Consider the following 16,834-nt stretch of genomic DNA (forward strand, 5'->3'; position numbering starts at 1 on the left):
CGCGCATATCCTGGCAATTTTCCGCCAAACTTGCCAGAGTGATTTGCAAAAAACGCAGGCCAGCCTTGCAAATCGCACTTGGCACGGGCTTTGCAAGATGGACAGCGAGCCGGCGGAGGAGCCGGAGCGAATGTTTTCGGGAGGAACGCAATGAAGTCGATTTTTGCCGCCGGCATGCTGGTGACCATGGCCCTGTCGGGCACCGCCCTGGCGCAGGATTATCCCACCAAGCCGATCACCGTGGTCGTGCCCTTCTCGGCCGGCGGCCCCACCGACACGGTGGCGCGTCTCGTCGCCGAGGCGATGAGCCAGGATCTGGGCCAGCAGGTGGTGGTGCAGAATGTCGGTGGTGCCGGCGGCACGCTCGGTGCCGGCCAGGTCGCCACCGCGCCCAATGACGGCTACACGCTTTTGCTGCATCACATCGGCATGTCGACCGCGCCGACCCTCTATCGCAGCCTGCCCTATGATCCGCTGACCGATTTCTCCACCATCGGGCTGATCACCTCGGTGCCGATGACGCTGGTGGCGCGCAAGGATTTCGAGCCCAATACCATGGCCGAGCTGCTCGACTATGTGAAAGCCAATGGCGAGAACATCACCTATGCCCATGCCGGTATCGGCTCGGCCAGCCAGCTATGCGGCATGCTGTTCATGGAAGCGGTCGACACCCCGATGACCACCGTGCCCTATCAGGGCTCCGGCCCGGCCATGACCGATATCATCGGCGGGCAGGTGGACCTGATCTGCGACCAGACCACCAATACGACCAGCCAGATCCTGGCCGGCGAGGTCAAGGCCTATGGCGTCACCTCTTCGACCCGCCTGCCGACCCTGCCGGAGCTGCCCACCACCAGGGAAGGCGGGCTGAGCCTCGAAATCGGTGTCTGGCATGGCCTTTACGCCCCCGCGGGCACAGACCCGGCCATCATCGCGCGGCTGGAGGCATCGCTGCAAAAGGCGCTCACCAATGAATCGGTGACCACCCGCTTTGCCGAATTGGGCACCTATCCGGTCACCGCTGCCGAAGCCACGCCCGAGGCCCTGACGCAGACCCTCACCAGCCAGATCGAACTCTGGCGCGCGGTGATCGAAGCCGCCGGCGTCTATGCCGACTAAGTCCTGACAGCGGCCGCCTGCCCCATTGGCGGGCGGCCGCATGATCCGGCACAAGCCAAACATCATGGGGAGGACGGCGCATGGCCGTTAATGCTTCGACCAAGGAATTGGTCTCGGGCGGATTGTTCGTGGCCTTTGGTGCCTATTTCACGCTGGAATCGCTGAGCTACGAGATCGGCACCGCGTTCCGCATGGGCCCCGGCTTCATGCCATTGCTGCTTGGCGGCGTCCTGTGTGCCCTCGGGGTGGCCGTTGCCATCAGCGGCCTGGGCAAGCCCGATACCGAGGAGCGCGATCCGCCCTCCTGGCGCGCCATCGTGTTGATCCTGGGCACCATCATCTTCTTCGCCCTTACCATTCGCGGGCTTGGCTTCATTCCCGTGGTCTTCGTCTCGGCCTTCGGCACCGCCATGGCCAGCCGGCAGAATTCGCCTCTGTTCGCCGCCATTCTGGCGGTGGGCCTCACCGTCATGTGCACCCTCATCTTCGTGGTCGGCCTCGGTTTTCCGGTGGCTTTGTTCGGCCCCTGGCTCGGTCAATAGGAGCGGCCCATGGATATCATCGCCTCGCTTGGCCTGGGCTTTTCCGTCGCCCTGGACCCCATCAACATCTTCTACTGCTTTGTCGGCGTGCTTCTGGGCACCCTGGTGGGCGTGCTGCCCGGGATCGGGCCCACCGCCACCATCGCCATGCTCCTGCCGATCACCTTCTCGCTATCGCCCGCCACGGCGCTGATCATGCTCGCCGGCATCTACTACGGCGCCCAATATGGCGGCTCGACCACAGCAATCCTCATCAACCTGCCGGGCGAAAGCTCTTCGGCGGTGACCGCCATCGACGGCTATCAGATGGCCAAGAAGGGCCGGGCCGGACCGGCTTTGGCCACCGCCGCACTCGGCTCCTTCTTCGCCGGCACCGTCGGCACGCTGCTCCTGGCCTTCTTCGCTCCGCCCCTGGCCCGCGCCGCGCTCAATTTCGGCGCCCCGGAATATTTCGCTTTGATCGTTCTGGGCCTGCTCGTCTCCATCGCCCTGGCCCATGGCTCGATCCTCAAGGCCCTGGCCATGATCGTTCTGGGCCTCCTGCTCGGCATGGTGGGGCAGGACATCTATACCGGCCAGCCACGCTTCACCTTCGGCCAGCGCGAGCTCTATTCGGGCCTCAACTTCGTCTCGGTGGCCGTCGGCATTTTCGGCGTCGCCGAAATCCTGCGCAATCTCGAGCTCGAAAAGGGGCGCGAGGTCATGGTCAAGGCGGTCAAGAATCTGTGGCTGACCAAGGAGGATTTCCGCCGCTCCACCGGCCCGGTGGTGCGCGGCACTGCGCTCGGCTCCATTCTCGGCATCCTGCCGGGTGGCGGGCATATCCTGGCCTCCTTTGCCTCATACTCGGCTGAAAAGCGCCTGTCCAAGCATCCCGAGGAATTCGGCCATGGCGCCATCGAAGGGGTGGCGGGACCGGAATCGGCCAATAATGCCGCCGCGCAAACCAGCTTCATCCCGCTGATGACCCTGGGCATTCCCGCCCATCCGGTGATGGCGCTGATGGTGGGCGCGTTCATTCTCCAGGGCATTACCCCCGGCCCCAATGTCATCAACGACCAGCCGGCGCTGTTCTGGGGCATCATCGCCTCGATGTGGATCGGCAATATGCTGCTGGTCCTGCTCAACCTGCCGCTGATCGGGCTGTGGGTGAAGCTGCTTTCCATCCCCTATCGCGCGCTGTTCCCGGCCATCGTGCTGTTCGCCTGCATAGGCTGCTACTCGATCAACCAGAACATCTTCGATATCTACGCCATCGGCTTTTTCGGCATCCTGGGCTATGTGCTGATCCGCTTCGGCTGCGAGCCGGCACCGCTGCTGCTCGGCTTCGTGCTTGGGCCGCTGCTGGAAGAGCATCTGCGCCGCGCCATGATCATCTCGCGCGGCGACCCGATGGTGTTCCTCGAGCGCCCGATCTCGGCCACGCTGCTGGGCCTGGCCCTGCTTGCCGTCATCATCGCGGTCCTGCCCTCCATCCGCAGGAAGCGCAAGGAAGTGTTCGTCGAAGAGGATTGATCCTCCCCGCCTGCGCCCTGCCCGGCTTTGTCCGTCGGGCGCAGGCATGACCCAGCCAATGACCGGTCCATAGGCGGCTTGCGGACCCTGCCGCCCGCTTCTACGATCCGCCGAGCAAGAGGCGGACCAAAGCGATGAATTCCTACGACCTGCACAATCAGACGGCCATCATTACCGGCGGCGCGCAGGGCATCGGCCTGGCCATCGCTGCCCGGCTTGTCGCCTCGGGCGCGCGGGTCAGCCTCTGGGATATCGACCCGCCAGCGCTTGCCGCGGCCACGGCGCGCCTCGGCGATGCCGCCTCGTCCCTCGTGGTCGACATCGTCGATGGCGATGCGGTGGCCAGGGCCGCCGCCGAAGTCGCGCAAAGCCATGGAGGCATCGACATCCTCGTGCATTCGGCCGGTATTGCCGGCAAGAACGCGCCGCTCGACGAATATGACCCCGCCGAGTGGCGACGGGTGATCGACATCGATCTCAACGGCACCTTCTATGTCAACCGCGCCGTCGTGCCCTTCATGAAAGCGGCCAATTACGGGCGCATCGTCAACATCGCCTCGATTGCCGGCAAGGAGGGCAATCCCAATGCCGCCGCCTATGCCGCGGCCAAGGGTGGCGTCATCGCCATGACCAAGGCACTGGGCAAGGAACTGGCCAAATACGACATCGCCGTCAACGCCATCACGCCGGCCACGGCCAAGACGCGCATTCTCGACGAGCTCAAGCCCGAATTCATCGACTATATGCTCAGCCGCATCCCCCGCGGCCGGTTCCTCGAGGTCGAGGAGGCCGCCAGCATGGTCGCCTGGCTGGTCAGCCGCGAAAACAGCTTCACCACCGCCTCCGTCTTCGACCTCTCAGGCGGCCGCGCGACCTATTAGGGCATTTCAAACTGAGCCGGACCCTCAGTTCTGTCGTCTCCTCCCCGTTGCGAGCAGTGCCATCGCATATTGTCCTGGGCTCTGGTCCTCCACGAGCGAAAGCGCGACTTGGCGCCTCGTATTGTCCCGGCGTTTCCCCTCCACCGTTCCGCCCTTGGGCTCGATCCGAGGGCCAATCTCCGCCTGCACCGGTACTGTCTGGCGGCCCGCCGACAGGCCCTCGGGTCAGGCCCGAGGGCGGCGTGGTGCGCGTTTCATCTGTCGCGCCAGAACCCGACTACTGCCTTCCGAGGGCATGATGGTCCTATGCGATAGCCCTCCCCGCAAGGGGGAGGGAGTTCGGGCTGCGTGTTTGGCAATATGTCACCTGGCACTCGATGCGGCTCCTCCCCCTTGACGGGGGAGGCCGGGAGGGGGTGTGGAGCACGCTCAAACCCATATGCGATAGCCCTGCCCTCAAGGCTGAGCGAGGCGAAATGGGCCGAAGGCCAACTCAGCTTGAAATGATCTAGAGCGTTTCACGTTCTGGTTGATGCGGCGCTATCGCCCCCTCCCCTCAAGGGGGAGGTGTTCACTTTGAGCGCGTTGGGAGGCGCTTCTTAGCCCTCGGCTCCGGCTCTCCCTCCCCCCTTCTACAGGGGGAGGTTAGGTGGGGGTGCTGCAGGTTCAGCAAACTCCCATCAACGAACGGAGTCCTGGAGGGTTCAGCACCCCAATCCTCAATCCCAGTCCATTCGAGCACCACGCAAATCCGTGTTGCCAATTTGTTCTGGTTTGCTATCATGCGGATCGGCCTCGTGCTGCTCGTCTTTGCTGTGGAAGCGGTGATGGCGCGCCCGTGAACCGGGCAGGGCGGTGGTATAGCGGGGTGGTCGGTCCAATTCGGAAAGCTCGGACATGCTCAACGCGCTGTCGGTCCGTAATATCGTTCTTATCGATCAACTCGATCTGGCGCTCGATGCCGGGATGACGGTGCTCACCGGCGAGACCGGAGCCGGAAAATCCATCCTGCTCGATGCGCTGACGCTGGCCTTGGGCGGTCGCGGCGACGCTTCGCTGGTGCGCCAGGGGCAGGACAGCGGGCAGGTGGTGGCCGTGCTGGAGCTGGCGGCCGATCATCCGGCGCGGGCGCTGCTGCGCGACAATGCCATTGCCGACGACGAGGACGTCATCCTGCGCCGCGTGCAATTCGCCGATGGCCGGACCCGCGCCTTCATCAACGATCAACCGGTATCAGCCTCGCTGCTGCAAAAGGTGGGTGGGCAGATCGTCGAAATTCACGGCCAGCACGACGACCGGGCGCTGGTCGATGTGGCGACACACCGCGCGGCGCTCGACGCTTTCGGCGAGCTGGCCCCGCACGCCAATGCGGTGCGGGAATGCTGGGCGGCCTTGGCCGAAATCCAGCAGTCCGTCTCCGAACAGCGGACCCTGGTGGCCGAGGCCATCGCCGCCGAAGAATATGCCCGCCACACCGTGGACGAGTTGGGCAAGCTCAAGCCGGTGCTGGGCGAAGAGGACGAACTGGCCGAGCGCCGCCAGCAATTGCAGCAGGCCGAAAAGGCCTCCTCCGACGTGGTCGAGATCGACGATATCCTCAATGGCGCCAACGCCCCCGGTCCGGCACTGGCGGGGCTGATGCGCCGGCTGATCCGCAAGGTGGATGGCGGCGCCTCCCTGTTCCAGCCGCTGGTCGAGGCGCTCGATGCCAGCCTGATCACATTGGATCGCACCACTGATGCGCTCGAAGAGCTCAAGCGCGAAATGGCCTTCGATCCGGCGGAATTGGAGGCGGTCGAGGAGCGACTCTTCGCCCTGCGCGCTGCGGCGCGCAAACACCAGACCAGCTGTGATGGCCTGGTCGAGGTCTTGGCCAAATATGAGGGCGATCTCGATACGCTGCAAAGCGGGGAAAGCCGGTTGCGGGCGCTCGAAGCCGAGGAAGCGACGGCGCGCGCCCGCTATCGCGAGGCGGCCGATATTCTCAGCACTGGTCGCAAGAAGGCAGCCAAGGCGCTGAGCAAGGCCGTAGAAGCCGAATTGCCCGATCTCAAACTGGGCGCGGCCAAATTTATCGTCGATCACCAGATCGACGGGGAGCGGGTGGCCGCCACCGGTTTCGACCAGATCGCCTTCCACGTGCAGACCAATCCGGGCACCGCGCCCGGGCCGCTGCTCAAGGTGGCCTCGGGCGGCGAATTGAGCCGCTTCCTCCTGGCGCTCAAAGTGGTGCTGGCCGATCGCGGCTCGGCGCCGGTGCTCATTTTCGACGAAATCGACACCGGCGTTGGTGGTGCCGTCGCCGACGCCATTGGCCGCCGCCTGGCGCGGCTGGCCGGCACCGTGCAGGTGCTGACGGTCACTCATGCGCCACAGGTGGCGGCGCGGGCCAATCGGCACCTCTTGATCGAAAAGCAGATGGTCAATGAGGGCGCCTTCATGCGCACCCATGTCCGCCCGCTCGACAAGCCGGCACGCCAGGAAGAGGTAGCCCGCATGCTCGCCGGCGCCGAGATCACCGACGAAGCCCGCGCTGCTGCCAAGAAATTGCTTGGGGCTGTGGGATGACCTTTCTTCGCTCTCCCCTTGCGGGAGAGGGTGCCCGAAGGGTGGGTGAGGGGTTGCTTTGATTGCCCTAGAGGACCAAGCATCGTAGACCCCTCATCCGGCGCTGTGCGCCACCTTCTCCCGCAAGGGGAGAAGGCAAGGCTGTTCAATGAGTGATCCCATGTCCGACCTTTCCTCAAAAGACGTTGCCGACCTTTCCGAGGACGAGGCGCGTGCCGAGCTGGAGCGGTTGGCCGCTGCCATAGCAGCGGCAGACATTGCCTATCACCAGAATGATGCGCCCGAGATCACCGATGCCGAATATGACGCGCTCAAGCGCCGTAACGACGCCATCGAAGAGGCTTTCCCGGAACTGGTGCGGACCGACACGCCCACCGGCAAGGTTGGCGCCGCCCCGGCCGAGGGCTTTGCCAAGGTACGCCACGGCGTGCCCATGCTCAGCCTCGCCAAGGCCTATACCGACGAGGATGTGACCGACTTCATCGAGCGCGGCCATCGCTTCTTCCAGCGCGACGAGGGGCTGGCCCTAGCCTTCACGGCCGAGCCGAAGATCGACGGGCTGTCGGCTTCGCTGCGCTACGAAAATGGCGTCTTCGTCCAGGGCGCGACTCGCGGTGACGGCACGGTGGGCGAGGACATCACCGCCAATCTCAGAACCATCAAGGATATTCCCGAACGCCTCGCCGGCTCTGGCTGGCCAGAGGTGATCGAGATCAGGGGCGAGGTCTATATGACCTATGCCGAGTTTCAGGCGCTCAAGGAGCGCTCGGCCGCCATTGGCGGGCAGGACTATGTCAATCCGCGCAACACCGCCGCCGGTTCGCTGCGCCAGAAAGATCCTTCGATCACCGCCAGCCGCAACCTCAAATTCTTTGCCTATGCCTGGGGTTTTACCAGTGCCGATCCGGCACCGACCCAGTTCGAGGCCGTGCAGAAATTTGCCGAATGGGGGTTCAAGATCAGCCCGCTGATGGTGCGCGCCACTTCGGCCGAGGAACTGATCGCCCATTACAAGACCATCGAGGCCCAGCGCTCCTCGCTCGGCTACGATATCGACGGCGTGGTCTATAAGGTCGATCAGCTGGAGCTGCAGCGGCGCTGGGGGTTTGTGACCGGCGAGCCGCGCTGGGCCATCGCCCACAAATTCCCCGCCGAACGGGCCACGACCGTGGTGCGCGGCATCGATATCCAGGTGGGCCGCACCGGCACCCTGGCGCCGGTGGCCCGGCTCGATCCGGTCAGCGTCGGCGGCGTTACTGTGGTCAATGTCACCCTGCACAATGAGGACTATATCAAGGGGTTCGACAGCAAGGGCGACCCCATCCGCGACGGCAAGGATATCCGCATCGGCGACACCGTCGTCATCCAGCGCGCCGGCGACGTCATTCCGCAGATCGTCGATGTGCTGATCGAAAAGCGCCCTCCTGAGGCGCTGCCCTATGAAATGCGCGACACCTGCCCGGTGTGCGGCTCGCCCGCTGTGCGCGAGGTCAACGAAAAGACCGGCAAGGCCGATTCGCGTCGTCGCTGCACCGGCGAACTCAGCTGCCCCGCCCAGGCGGTCGAGAGTCTCAAGCATTTCGTCTCCCGCGGGGCGCTCGATATCGAGGGGCTCGGCGCGGAAAATATCGAATTGTTCTTCTCCAAGGGCCTGCTTGGTACGGCTGCCGATATCTTCACCCTGCGGGACCGCCGCCCGGCCGTGCAGCAGGCTCTTGCCGAGCGGCGCGAGGAGCAGGCGCGGGCACGTGAGGCAGCCTCGGGCAAGACGCGCAAGAATGTGCGCAGCGTCGAGGACCGCAATTACGAGGGCCTCGACAAGCTCTTTGCCGCCATCGACGCCCGCCGCGAGCCCGAACTCGATCGCTTCATCTTCGCGCTGGGCATCCGTCACATCGGCGAAACCACTGCCGCGGCCTTGGCGCGCAATTTCGGCACCATCGAGGAGGTCATCCGCGTCGGCAAGGAAACCGCCGCCGCGGCGGACCCGATGGCCGCCTTCCCCTCGATCGACGGCATTGGCGGCACCGTGGTCGAGGCACTGGTCGACTTTTTCGGCAATGAGCGCAATGACGCGGTGCTCGATGCACTGCTGCTGCAGGTCAAGCCGCAGCCCTATGTGGTGACCATTTCAGCCGACAGCCAGATTGCCGGCAAGACGGTGGTGTTCACCGGCTCCCTCGAAAAAATGACACGATCTGAAGCCAAGGCTATGGCCGAACGGCTCGGCGCCAAGGTCGCTGGCTCGGTGTCGGCCAAGACCGATATTCTGGTGGCCGGGCCCGGTGCTGGCTCCAAGCTCAAGTCGGCCGCGGCGCTGGGCGTCGAGGTGATCAGCGAAGACGAGTGGTTCGAACGCGTCGGCAAATAGTTTTGGGAGGGTGAAGATGCGCCTGGTTATGGGAATGGCGCTGGCGGCAGTGATGGCCCCCGGCGCAGCGATCGCCAGCCCCCTGGGCGAGAAATTGCCCGACCTGCTCTATGCCGGGACTGCCACCGCCGAGCGCGACGCCTATGCCACCGCCTGCGACGAGGGCGACGCGGAAGCCTGTTTCGGCGTCGGCCTCATCGATCTCATCCTCACCGCCGAGGGCTTTTCCCAGGCCCTCTATCGCCACGGTGCCACCGCGCCCGACATGCCGGCGGCGGCCATGCTGCTGGGCATTGGCGAGGCGCAGGTCGCAGCCTCGGGCAATCCCGACCCCGAGCCGCTGACCTATGATGGGCTGCGCCAGGTGCTCGACGATTTCGTCGGCGGGCTCGATCAGGCGCAGCAAGGTTTTGTGCTGGCGGCGGAATTCGACGACGACTTTGTCCTGCTCATCGATCCGCTGCGTGTGCGGCTCGACCTCAATGGTGACGGCACCTCTTCGGAGGGCGAAACGCTGGCGCTGCTGCTCAGAGATGCCATAGAGCTGCCGCAGGGCAAGACCAAGGACGGGCGGACAGCGCCTGTCGATACCACGATCGGGTTCGACCGCGCCGATGCCCTTTGGTTCGCTGGCTATACGCAGATCACCGCGGCGCCCGTCGATCTGCTCCTGGCCCATGATTTTTCCCAGTTCTTCGACGCGGCGCTGCACCGGGTGTTTCCCCGCGCCGGCCTGCCGATGCAGGATTTTTCCAAGCCGCGCGGCACGCTGATGATGGACGCCGAAAGCGACGGGTTCATAGCCGATATGATTGCGGCCATCCACACGGCGTCCTTCCCAGTGGAGGATAGTGCCCGTCTCGCCGGCGTGCTCGAGCGCATGCGCAGCGTCACGGCGCTGTCGCGGCGCAATTGGGAAGCGATCCTCGCCGAAACCGATGACAATCGCGAGCTGGTGCCCTCGCCGGCCCAGACCTCGCTGGTTCCCGGCATGGCCGTGACCCAGGAGATTGTCGATGCGTGGATGGAAACGCTCGACACCGTGGACCAGATCCTGGCCGGTGATCTGCTGATCCCGCATTGGCGCTTCCGCCAGGGGTTCAGCCTGCCGGCCTATTTCGAAACGGCGACCGAAACTGACCTCATCATGCTGCTGACCGGGCAGGGGGCCTTGCCCTTCCTGCGCGACGGGCCGGTGGCCGATGAACAGAGTTTTGTGGCCGGCAATCGCGTCTTCGGCGACAACTGGCCGAATTTTATCGTGTGGTTCAATTGATGCGCCGGCTGCTGGCCCTCGCCATGGCGCTGGTGCTGGCCGTACCGCTAGCGCTTGCCGGCGACCGGAGCGATCCCGCTGCTGTCGTCGAGCAATTCTATGCCGGCTATGCCCAGATCAACTACGATGGCAGTGACCACGCCTTGCGCTCGGCCGCGCTCAATGCGCTGGTCGAAGAGAGTAACCGCCTGCAACTCCAGGGCCTGCCCGGCGCGCTCGATTTCGATCCCTTTCTCGGTGCCTATCCCGGCGCGGTGGTCACCCATGAAATCGGCGATATCAGCATGGATGGTGAGACCGCCGCTGTCGATGTCGCCTTTCACAATGATGGCGTGCCGGGCACGGTCACCGTCGAACTGGTGCGTGAAGATGGCACCTGGCGCATCGATGATGTCGTCTCGACCATGGCCGGCAAATCCTATCGCATGACCGATCTTTACGCGGCCGGCTTCGCCCGCGCCGCGCAGGCCGCAGCAGCGGCCCCAACAGTCCCTTAACCCCCTGGAGTCTCCAATGCGTCTTGTTTCCCTCGTGACCGGATTGTTCCTGGCCTTTGGCAGTCTTGCCAGTGCCCAGGCTTATGACACGCCCCAGGCCCTGCTCGAGGCCTTTTACGAGCCCTATTTCAGCGACAATTTCTACGACGACGAGTCGGTGTTCCGCTCGGCTGCGCTCAACGCCCTTTACGATGCCGATGCCAACAGCACGCCGGAAGGCGAAATGGGCGCGCTGGACTTCGATCCCTATGTCGATGGCCAGGACTATATGCTGTCCGATCTGGTGATCGGCACACCGGAAATTTCTGGTGACACGGCAGTGGTCGAGGTGGACTTCAAGAATTTCGATCAGCCGATGACCATCTACTACGATCTGGTCAAGGAAGATGGCGGTTGGAAGATCGACGACGTCTACCGCACCGATGGCGAATATCCCTACCGCCTGAGCGAAATCTTCCTCTCGGCGCAGCCGGCGCAGTAGCGGCGCTTGGCCTTCGGGCCGAGCCGGGACAACCCGCCCCCATGGTGTCAAGCCGGCGAAGGCCGGGATCCATATCGAGTTCTGGGTGAGATGTTGCCAAAAGCGCCGCCCGAACTCCCTCCCCTCTTGAGGGGAGGCCTGGGGTGGGGGGATGAGAGCCCGGTGCCAATTCGCCATATACGATAGCCCTGCCCTGAAAGGGGCAGGCGGCGATGGAGCCGCCCGCAAAAGGTTTCACGTGAATCCGCGCCGGGGTGGGACCGGCGCGGGGTTTGCCTCAGTGGAACTGGGCGGTTTCGGTGGATTCGGCCATGGCGGTGGTGGCGCTCTGGCCCTCGCTCACCGTCATCGAGACGGCGTCGAAATAGCTGGTGCCCACTTCGCGCTGATGGCGGACGGCGGAGAAGCCGTGTTTTTCCGCCGCGAATTCGGCCTGTTGCAGCTCAGAATAGCCGGCCATCCCCCGCGCCTTGTAGTTCCGGGCCAATTCGAACGTGGTGAGGCTGAGATTGTGGAAGCCCGCCAGGGTGATGAACTGGTATTTATAGCCCATGGCGCCCAATTCGCGCTGGAACTTTTCCATATCGGCCTCGCCCATATGCTTGGCCCAGTTGAAGCTGGGCGAGCAATTATAGGCCAGCATCTGCTCGGGATGCTCCCGGCGGATGGCCTCGGCGAATTTGCGCGCTTCGCCGAGATCAGGCGTCGAGGTTTCGCACCAGATGAGATCGGCATAGGGCGCATAGGCCAGGCCCCGGGCAATTGCGCAGTCGATGCCGCCCTTGAGCCGATAGAAACCTTCGGCGGTGCGCTCGCCGGTGACGAAAGGCTTGTCGTAATCGTCGATATCGGAGGTGATCAGCCGCGCTGCCTCGGCATCGGTGCGCGCCATGATCATGGTGGGCACGCCCATGACATCGGCAGCGAGCCGGGCGGAATTGAGGGTGCGGACGAACTGGCTGGTGGGCACGAGAACCTTGCCCCCGAGATGGCCACACTTCTTTTCGGATGCAAGCTGGTCCTCGAAATGCACGGCAGCCGCGCCGGCCTCGATCATGGCCTTCATCAGCTCGAAGACGTTGAGCGCGCCGCCGAAACCGGCTTCGGCATCGGCAATGATGGGGACGAAGAAGTCGAGATCGGTGGTCGCAGTGCCATCAGCCTTTTCCATGGTCTGGATCTGGTCGGCGCGCTGCAAGGCCTTGTTGATGCGCTTGACCACGGCCGGCACGCTGTCGACCGGGTAGAGCGACTGGTCGGGATACATATTGCCCGAAGAATTGGCGTCAGCCGCAACCTGCCAGCCGGAGAGATAGATGGCTTTCAAACCGGCCTTGACCTGCTGGACGGCCTGATTGCCGGTAAAGGTACCGAGCGTGGGCACAAAATCCTCACTGTGCAGCAGCTGCCAGAGCTTCTGCGCGCCGTTCTCGGCCAGGGTATGGCGGATGGGCAGGGAGCCGGCGAGGCGGCGCACATCGGCGGGCGTATAGGTGCGGGCAATAGTCTTCCAGCGATCCGGGGCATAATCCGGCGTCGGGAAGGCTTCGGGCTTGTGTGGCTTGTCGAGCATGTCGGTTCTCCTCGAATTTGGACATGGCTGCGCCGGTCCGTCCGAAAACGGCTGGCAATGATTCACGTGGAACTTTTGGGTTGGGGGCGCGGCGGTTAGCCGGCGACGCGGCGGGAGAAGGTGGCCGCGATCATGCCGGCGCCGGAGAACAGTTCCTGCGCGTCTTCGCCACCAACCAGGGTGAACTGGTGCCGACCGATGCGGCCGGCAATCGCATAGCCCTGGACGTCGAGCCCGCGAGCCTTGAACTGGGCCATGGCCTCGTTGGCGGTGGGGGCAATGATGGTGATGTATTCGTCGCGTTCGGCGGTGATGGGGGACATTGGAATTTCTCCTCGCTGGTTGATGTAAATATTTGACAACCGGCAGAAGAATGCAAGAAATAGCCTGAACACCGCCTGTAAACCTGTAAATCGGCGGTCAATTCCGGAGCGTAGTTCTGTAAATTCTGTAAATCCGGGGGCGGAGGAAAACATGGTCGATACGGCAGAAAGCCAGATCGGTGGCCGCATCAAGCGGTTGCGGCGGCAGCGGCGGCTGAACCAGGCGGACCTGGCGGCGGCGCTGGGGATTTCGCCCAGCTATCTCAACCTGATCGAGCACAATCGCCGCAAGGTGACGGTCCCCTTGCTGTTTTCCATCGCCGGCTATTTCGGGGTCGAGCCGGGCGAACTGGTGGACAGTGACGAGGGCCGGTTGGCCGGCGACCTGATGGAAGCGTTCGGCGACGATCTCTTCGCCGATAGCGACCTCACCAATCTCGAAATCCGCGACCTTGCCACCGCCAATCCGGCGGCGGCGCGGGCGGTGCTGAAACTTTATGATCGCTATCGGGTGCTGGCGTCCGGGGGTGAAGCGCCGCGCCGGGACGGGGAGGCAGAGCCCTATCACCTGGCCACCGACGCCATTTCCGATTTCCTTCAGGAAAACGCCAATCATTTTCCGGCGCTGGAAGATGCGGCCGAAAGGGTGCGCGTCGATATCGACAATTCCGGCGACAGTTTCGATCCGGCCATCCGCACCTATCTCTTCAATGTCTTCGGGCTCGAGGTGCGGCTGGCCTCGCTGCCGCATGGCATTGCCCGCCAGACCGATCCGGCGCGGCGACATCTGCTGGTGTCCGACCTGCTCTCGGCGGAAAGCGCCAATTTTCTTCTGGCCCAGCAATTGGGGCAAATGGCGGCAACAGCCGAAATCGAGGCGGTGATCGCGGCCGCCGAATTGCCGGAGGGCGATGCGCCGGCCCTGGCGCGCAATGTGCTCTCGGCCTATTTCGCGGCGGCGCTGCTCATGCCCTATGCGCCGTTTCTAAGGGCCTGTCGCGACTATCGCTATGATATCGAACGGCTGGGCCGGCGGTTCGGCGCCAGTTTCGAGCAGGTCTGCCACCGCATGACCACGCTGCAGCGCAAGGGCGCCTCGGGTATTCCCCTGCATCTGGTGCGCACCGATATCGCCGGCAATATTTCCAAGCGCTTTTCGCTGTCCGGCATTCACATTCCGCGCCATTCCGGCGCCTGTCCGCGCTGGAACATCTATGCGGCCTTTCTGGCGCCCGAGCGGATCAATGTGCAGCTGAGCCAGATGCCGGACGGACAGAAATTCTTCTGCATTGCCCGCACCATCACCAAGGGCGATTATCGCTACAACGCCCCGCGCCGCTATCTTTCGATCGGTCTCGGCTGCGCCATCCACCATGCCGGCGAGATGATCTATTCGGACGGCATGGATCTAGGCAGCGCCCAGCAGGTGGTGCCCATCGGCGTCGGCTGCCGCATCTGCCCGCGCATGGAATGCGGACAAAGGGCGCATCCGCCGGCCGACCATCGCTTCCGGCTCGATGACAATGTCAGGCCCGAAAGCCTATATGCGCGGATGGGCTAGCGGTAGCGCGGGGTACCGACAGCAGAATCTCGACTATCAAAACCGGCTGCTTTCGGCAGTGCCGACGTCGCTGGCGCGAAACGGGGTCAGCGCGCGGTAGCGCGGGACCAGGGCGACCCCGGCATTGCTGTTACTCGAGCACCATGGAAAAGATGGTCAGCAAGGCAAATATGGCAGCGACGCTGATTTGAGCCCACCGCTTGGGCACCGTGATTCCCAGCGCCAGCAGCACGAAGATCAGCCCGTTGATACCGAAGAACATCGGCGTCATCGGCAGTTCGGCAAAGCCTTCCTTGATCACCAGATTGGCCATGTCGAGAGAGTGGCTGATCAAGAGCGCGCCATAGAACCAGTACCGGCGGGCCACAAAATATTCGTAGTGGTTCTCGGCGCCGTCATTGGACTTGATTTCGTCCGGCAACAGCACCGCAGTCATGAACAGATAGCTCGAGCAATAAAGGATCTGGTAGAGATAGAGCGGATAGCTCCACTGCACCTTGCCGAAGGTCTGCGCCTCTTCCCACCAGAACACCGATATCGCGCCGAACAGAAAGAAAATCCACAGCGCGTGGACGATATTCATCCGATATTCCTGCGGATGCTGCACGAACTTGGCGAGGCCGCTGAGCAATTTGCCCACCGCCAGGCCCAGGATCATGCCTGAGATCAGGCGCACATAGAGCGAGAGATCGGCAACCGGTTCCATGGGCGAGGCTTCCTTTCGCGCTGCACACCCCCGCTCTGCTAGCCGATTGTGTGGGAGTTCTGCAACAGTGCGCAATGAGATCAAATTGTGGCGAGGAACTGCCCAATTCGTGCCACGTTAAGGATAACAAGCGTAATCACGAGGTGACTGCGCACCGATTTGCGCGCGCTTCCCCGAAATGCCTGCCCCGAGGTCCCTGTATTGATTTCCCGCCGCCTTTTCCTGCTTGGCATTTCCGCCACCGCCCTGTCGGCCTGCTCCACCACGCGCCAGCCCGTGGTCGTCGAACCGACCTTCGATCCCTATTACGTGCGCATGTATGGGCCGGTTACCGATGAGCCCTACATGGTCGCCGCCATGGACCTGCGCCGCGTCGACCCGCAATGGTGGCGCCAGGAAGTGCCCTATATGACCACCGAGCGTCCTGGCACGCTGGTCGTCGATACCCCGGCGCACTATCTCTATCTGGTGCTCGAGGGCGGTCGCGCCCTGCGCTACGGCATCGGCGTCGGCAAGGACGAGGCCCTGGTGTTCCGCGGTAATGCCACCATTGGCCGCAAGGCTGCCTGGCCGCGCTGGACCCCGACCAAGTCGATGATCGCCCGCGAGCCCGACCGCTACGGCCCCTACGCCAATGGCATGGGCCCCGGCCCGGAAAATCCGCTTGGTCCGCGTGCCCTTTACCTCTACAAGAACGGCGCCGACACCCTGTTCCGCATCCATGGTACCACCGAGCCCTACACGATCGGCACCAATGTGTCTTCGGGCTGCATTCGCCTCATGAACCAGGACATTATCGATCTCTACGCCCGCGTCCCCGTTGGCGCCCGCGTAACAGTGATCAACGCCTGACCCCATTCTCGAATTGCTGGTTGCGGTTCATCCGTAGTCACCCGCAGCCAGCACCCAAAGCACCGCCGGTCACCCCGGCGGTGCTTTTTGTTTATCGGTGGTCCAGAACTTGGTGCAACAGCACCAATCCGCCCTTGGGCCTGGCCCGAGCGCCTGTCGGCTAGCCACCATGCAGCCCTGGCGCAAGCGTCGGGGCTTCGGCTCCCGCTCTCCGTTTCGGGGGCAGTCCCCTTTTGGGCGCATTTTATAACCGGTCTCGGCGCTCTTTCGCCTCCCTCCCCCTTGAGGGGAGGGAATGAGGGAGGGGGTCCATCAGTGGATCGCTAAATGACCCCCTCCCCGGCCCTCCCCTCAAGGGGGAGGGAGTTCGGGCTGCGTGTTTGGCAATATCTCACCTGGCACGCGATGCGACTCCTCCCCCTCCTTCAGGGGGAGGTTGGGTGGGGGTGTGCAGAGTGCTCAAACCCATATGCGATAGCCCTGCCCTGCGCGCAGGGTTGGGGCTGAGAGCCCGGTGCCAATGTGTCCATAGGCGATGGCCCCCAGAGACCCCCCGCCCGCACCGGGCG

General features: G+C 63.8%; 15 protein-coding genes. 11 read left to right on the plus strand and 4 right to left on the minus strand.

Features of this window, described 5'->3' with window-relative positions; translation table 11 throughout:
- Positions 1-150 precede the first annotated feature (150 nt).
- The 4 genes from DEVEQU_RS04875 to DEVEQU_RS04890 all read left to right on the plus strand — a co-directional run bounded on the left by DEVEQU_RS04875 (position 151) and on the right by DEVEQU_RS04890 (position 4,057).
- Positions 151-1,119, plus strand: a complete 969-nt coding sequence (locus DEVEQU_RS04875; protein ID WP_126149451.1) for a tripartite tricarboxylate transporter substrate-binding protein — start codon at positions 151-153, stop codon at positions 1,117-1,119.
- Between the two features lie 80 nt (positions 1,120-1,199).
- The gene (locus tag DEVEQU_RS04880; protein WP_126149452.1) at positions 1,200-1,661 is read left to right on the plus strand and encodes a tripartite tricarboxylate transporter TctB family protein; all 462 of its coding nucleotides are present in this window, start codon (positions 1,200-1,202) and stop codon (positions 1,659-1,661) included.
- A gap of 9 nt (positions 1,662-1,670) precedes the next feature.
- On the plus strand, positions 1,671-3,176 hold the full coding sequence (locus tag DEVEQU_RS04885) for a tripartite tricarboxylate transporter permease (protein ID WP_126149453.1): 1,506 nt from the start codon (positions 1,671-1,673) through the stop codon (positions 3,174-3,176).
- Positions 3,177-3,310: 134 nt separating this feature from the next.
- The gene (locus tag DEVEQU_RS04890) at positions 3,311-4,057 is read left to right on the plus strand and encodes an SDR family NAD(P)-dependent oxidoreductase (RefSeq protein ID WP_126149454.1); all 747 of its coding nucleotides are present in this window, start codon (positions 3,311-3,313) and stop codon (positions 4,055-4,057) included.
- A gap of 719 nt (positions 4,058-4,776) precedes the next feature.
- Here DEVEQU_RS04890 and DEVEQU_RS04895 read toward each other — a convergent pair.
- Positions 4,777-4,956, minus strand: coding sequence for a hypothetical protein (locus tag DEVEQU_RS04895; protein WP_126149455.1), 180 nt, complete (start codon positions 4,954-4,956; stop codon positions 4,777-4,779).
- On the opposite strand from DEVEQU_RS04895, the gene recN reads away from it, so the two are divergent.
- The 5 genes from recN to DEVEQU_RS04920 all read left to right on the plus strand — a co-directional run bounded on the left by recN (position 4,955) and on the right by DEVEQU_RS04920 (position 11,250).
- Positions 4,955-6,625 (plus strand): DNA repair protein RecN, encoded by a 1,671-nt coding sequence (recN, locus tag DEVEQU_RS04900; protein ID WP_126149456.1) that lies wholly within the window; start codon positions 4,955-4,957, stop codon positions 6,623-6,625. The genes DEVEQU_RS04895 and recN overlap by 2 nt on opposite strands.
- Positions 6,626-6,785: 160 nt before the next feature.
- The gene (ligA, locus tag DEVEQU_RS04905) at positions 6,786-8,996 is read left to right on the plus strand and encodes an NAD-dependent DNA ligase LigA (RefSeq protein WP_126149457.1); all 2,211 of its coding nucleotides are present in this window, start codon (positions 6,786-6,788) and stop codon (positions 8,994-8,996) included.
- A gap of 16 nt (positions 8,997-9,012) precedes the next feature.
- A complete protein-coding gene (locus DEVEQU_RS04910; RefSeq protein WP_126149458.1) occupies positions 9,013-10,272 on the plus strand; it encodes a hypothetical protein in 1,260 nt (419 codons plus the stop codon).
- The gene (locus DEVEQU_RS04915) at positions 10,272-10,769 is read left to right on the plus strand and encodes a DUF3828 domain-containing protein (protein WP_126149459.1); all 498 of its coding nucleotides are present in this window, start codon (positions 10,272-10,274) and stop codon (positions 10,767-10,769) included. The genes DEVEQU_RS04910 and DEVEQU_RS04915 overlap by 1 nt, the downstream gene beginning before the upstream one ends.
- Positions 10,770-10,785: 16 nt before the next feature.
- Positions 10,786-11,250 carry a DUF3828 domain-containing protein gene (locus DEVEQU_RS04920; RefSeq protein ID WP_126149460.1) on the plus strand — a complete coding sequence of 155 codons (465 nt, stop codon included), beginning with the start codon at positions 10,786-10,788 and terminating at the stop codon, positions 11,248-11,250.
- 277 nt (positions 11,251-11,527) lie between these two features.
- Here DEVEQU_RS04920 and aceA read toward each other — a convergent pair whose 3' ends face one another.
- Together aceA and DEVEQU_RS04930 are read right to left on the minus strand one after the other, a co-directional pair.
- Positions 11,528-12,823, minus strand: a complete 1,296-nt coding sequence (gene aceA / locus DEVEQU_RS04925; protein ID WP_126149461.1) for an isocitrate lyase — start codon at positions 12,821-12,823, stop codon at positions 11,528-11,530.
- A gap of 95 nt (positions 12,824-12,918) precedes the next feature.
- Entirely contained in the window at positions 12,919-13,146 is a 228-nt protein-coding gene (locus tag DEVEQU_RS04930; protein ID WP_126149462.1) for a hypothetical protein, read from the minus strand.
- A gap of 151 nt (positions 13,147-13,297) precedes the next feature.
- Between DEVEQU_RS04930 and DEVEQU_RS04935 the strand changes: the two genes are divergently transcribed.
- A complete protein-coding gene (locus DEVEQU_RS04935) occupies positions 13,298-14,707 on the plus strand; it encodes a helix-turn-helix domain-containing protein (RefSeq protein WP_126149463.1) in 1,410 nt (469 codons plus the stop codon).
- Positions 14,708-14,837: 130 nt separating this feature from the next.
- Here the strand turns inward: DEVEQU_RS04935 and DEVEQU_RS04940 are convergent, their stop codons facing one another.
- The gene (locus tag DEVEQU_RS04940) at positions 14,838-15,413 is read right to left on the minus strand and encodes a hypothetical protein (RefSeq protein WP_126149464.1); all 576 of its coding nucleotides are present in this window, start codon (positions 15,411-15,413) and stop codon (positions 14,838-14,840) included.
- 201 nt (positions 15,414-15,614) lie between these two features.
- Here DEVEQU_RS04940 and DEVEQU_RS04945 point away from each other — a divergent pair, with 201 nt between their 5' ends.
- Complete coding sequence (locus DEVEQU_RS04945) at positions 15,615-16,265, plus strand: L,D-transpeptidase (RefSeq protein WP_223214106.1); 651 nt, start codon at positions 15,615-15,617, stop codon at positions 16,263-16,265.
- The last annotated feature ends 569 nt before the right edge of the window (positions 16,266-16,834 follow it).

It is taken from the genome of Devosia equisanguinis (assembly GCF_900631955.1).
GTDB lineage: Bacteria > Pseudomonadota > Alphaproteobacteria > Rhizobiales > Devosiaceae > Devosia > Devosia equisanguinis.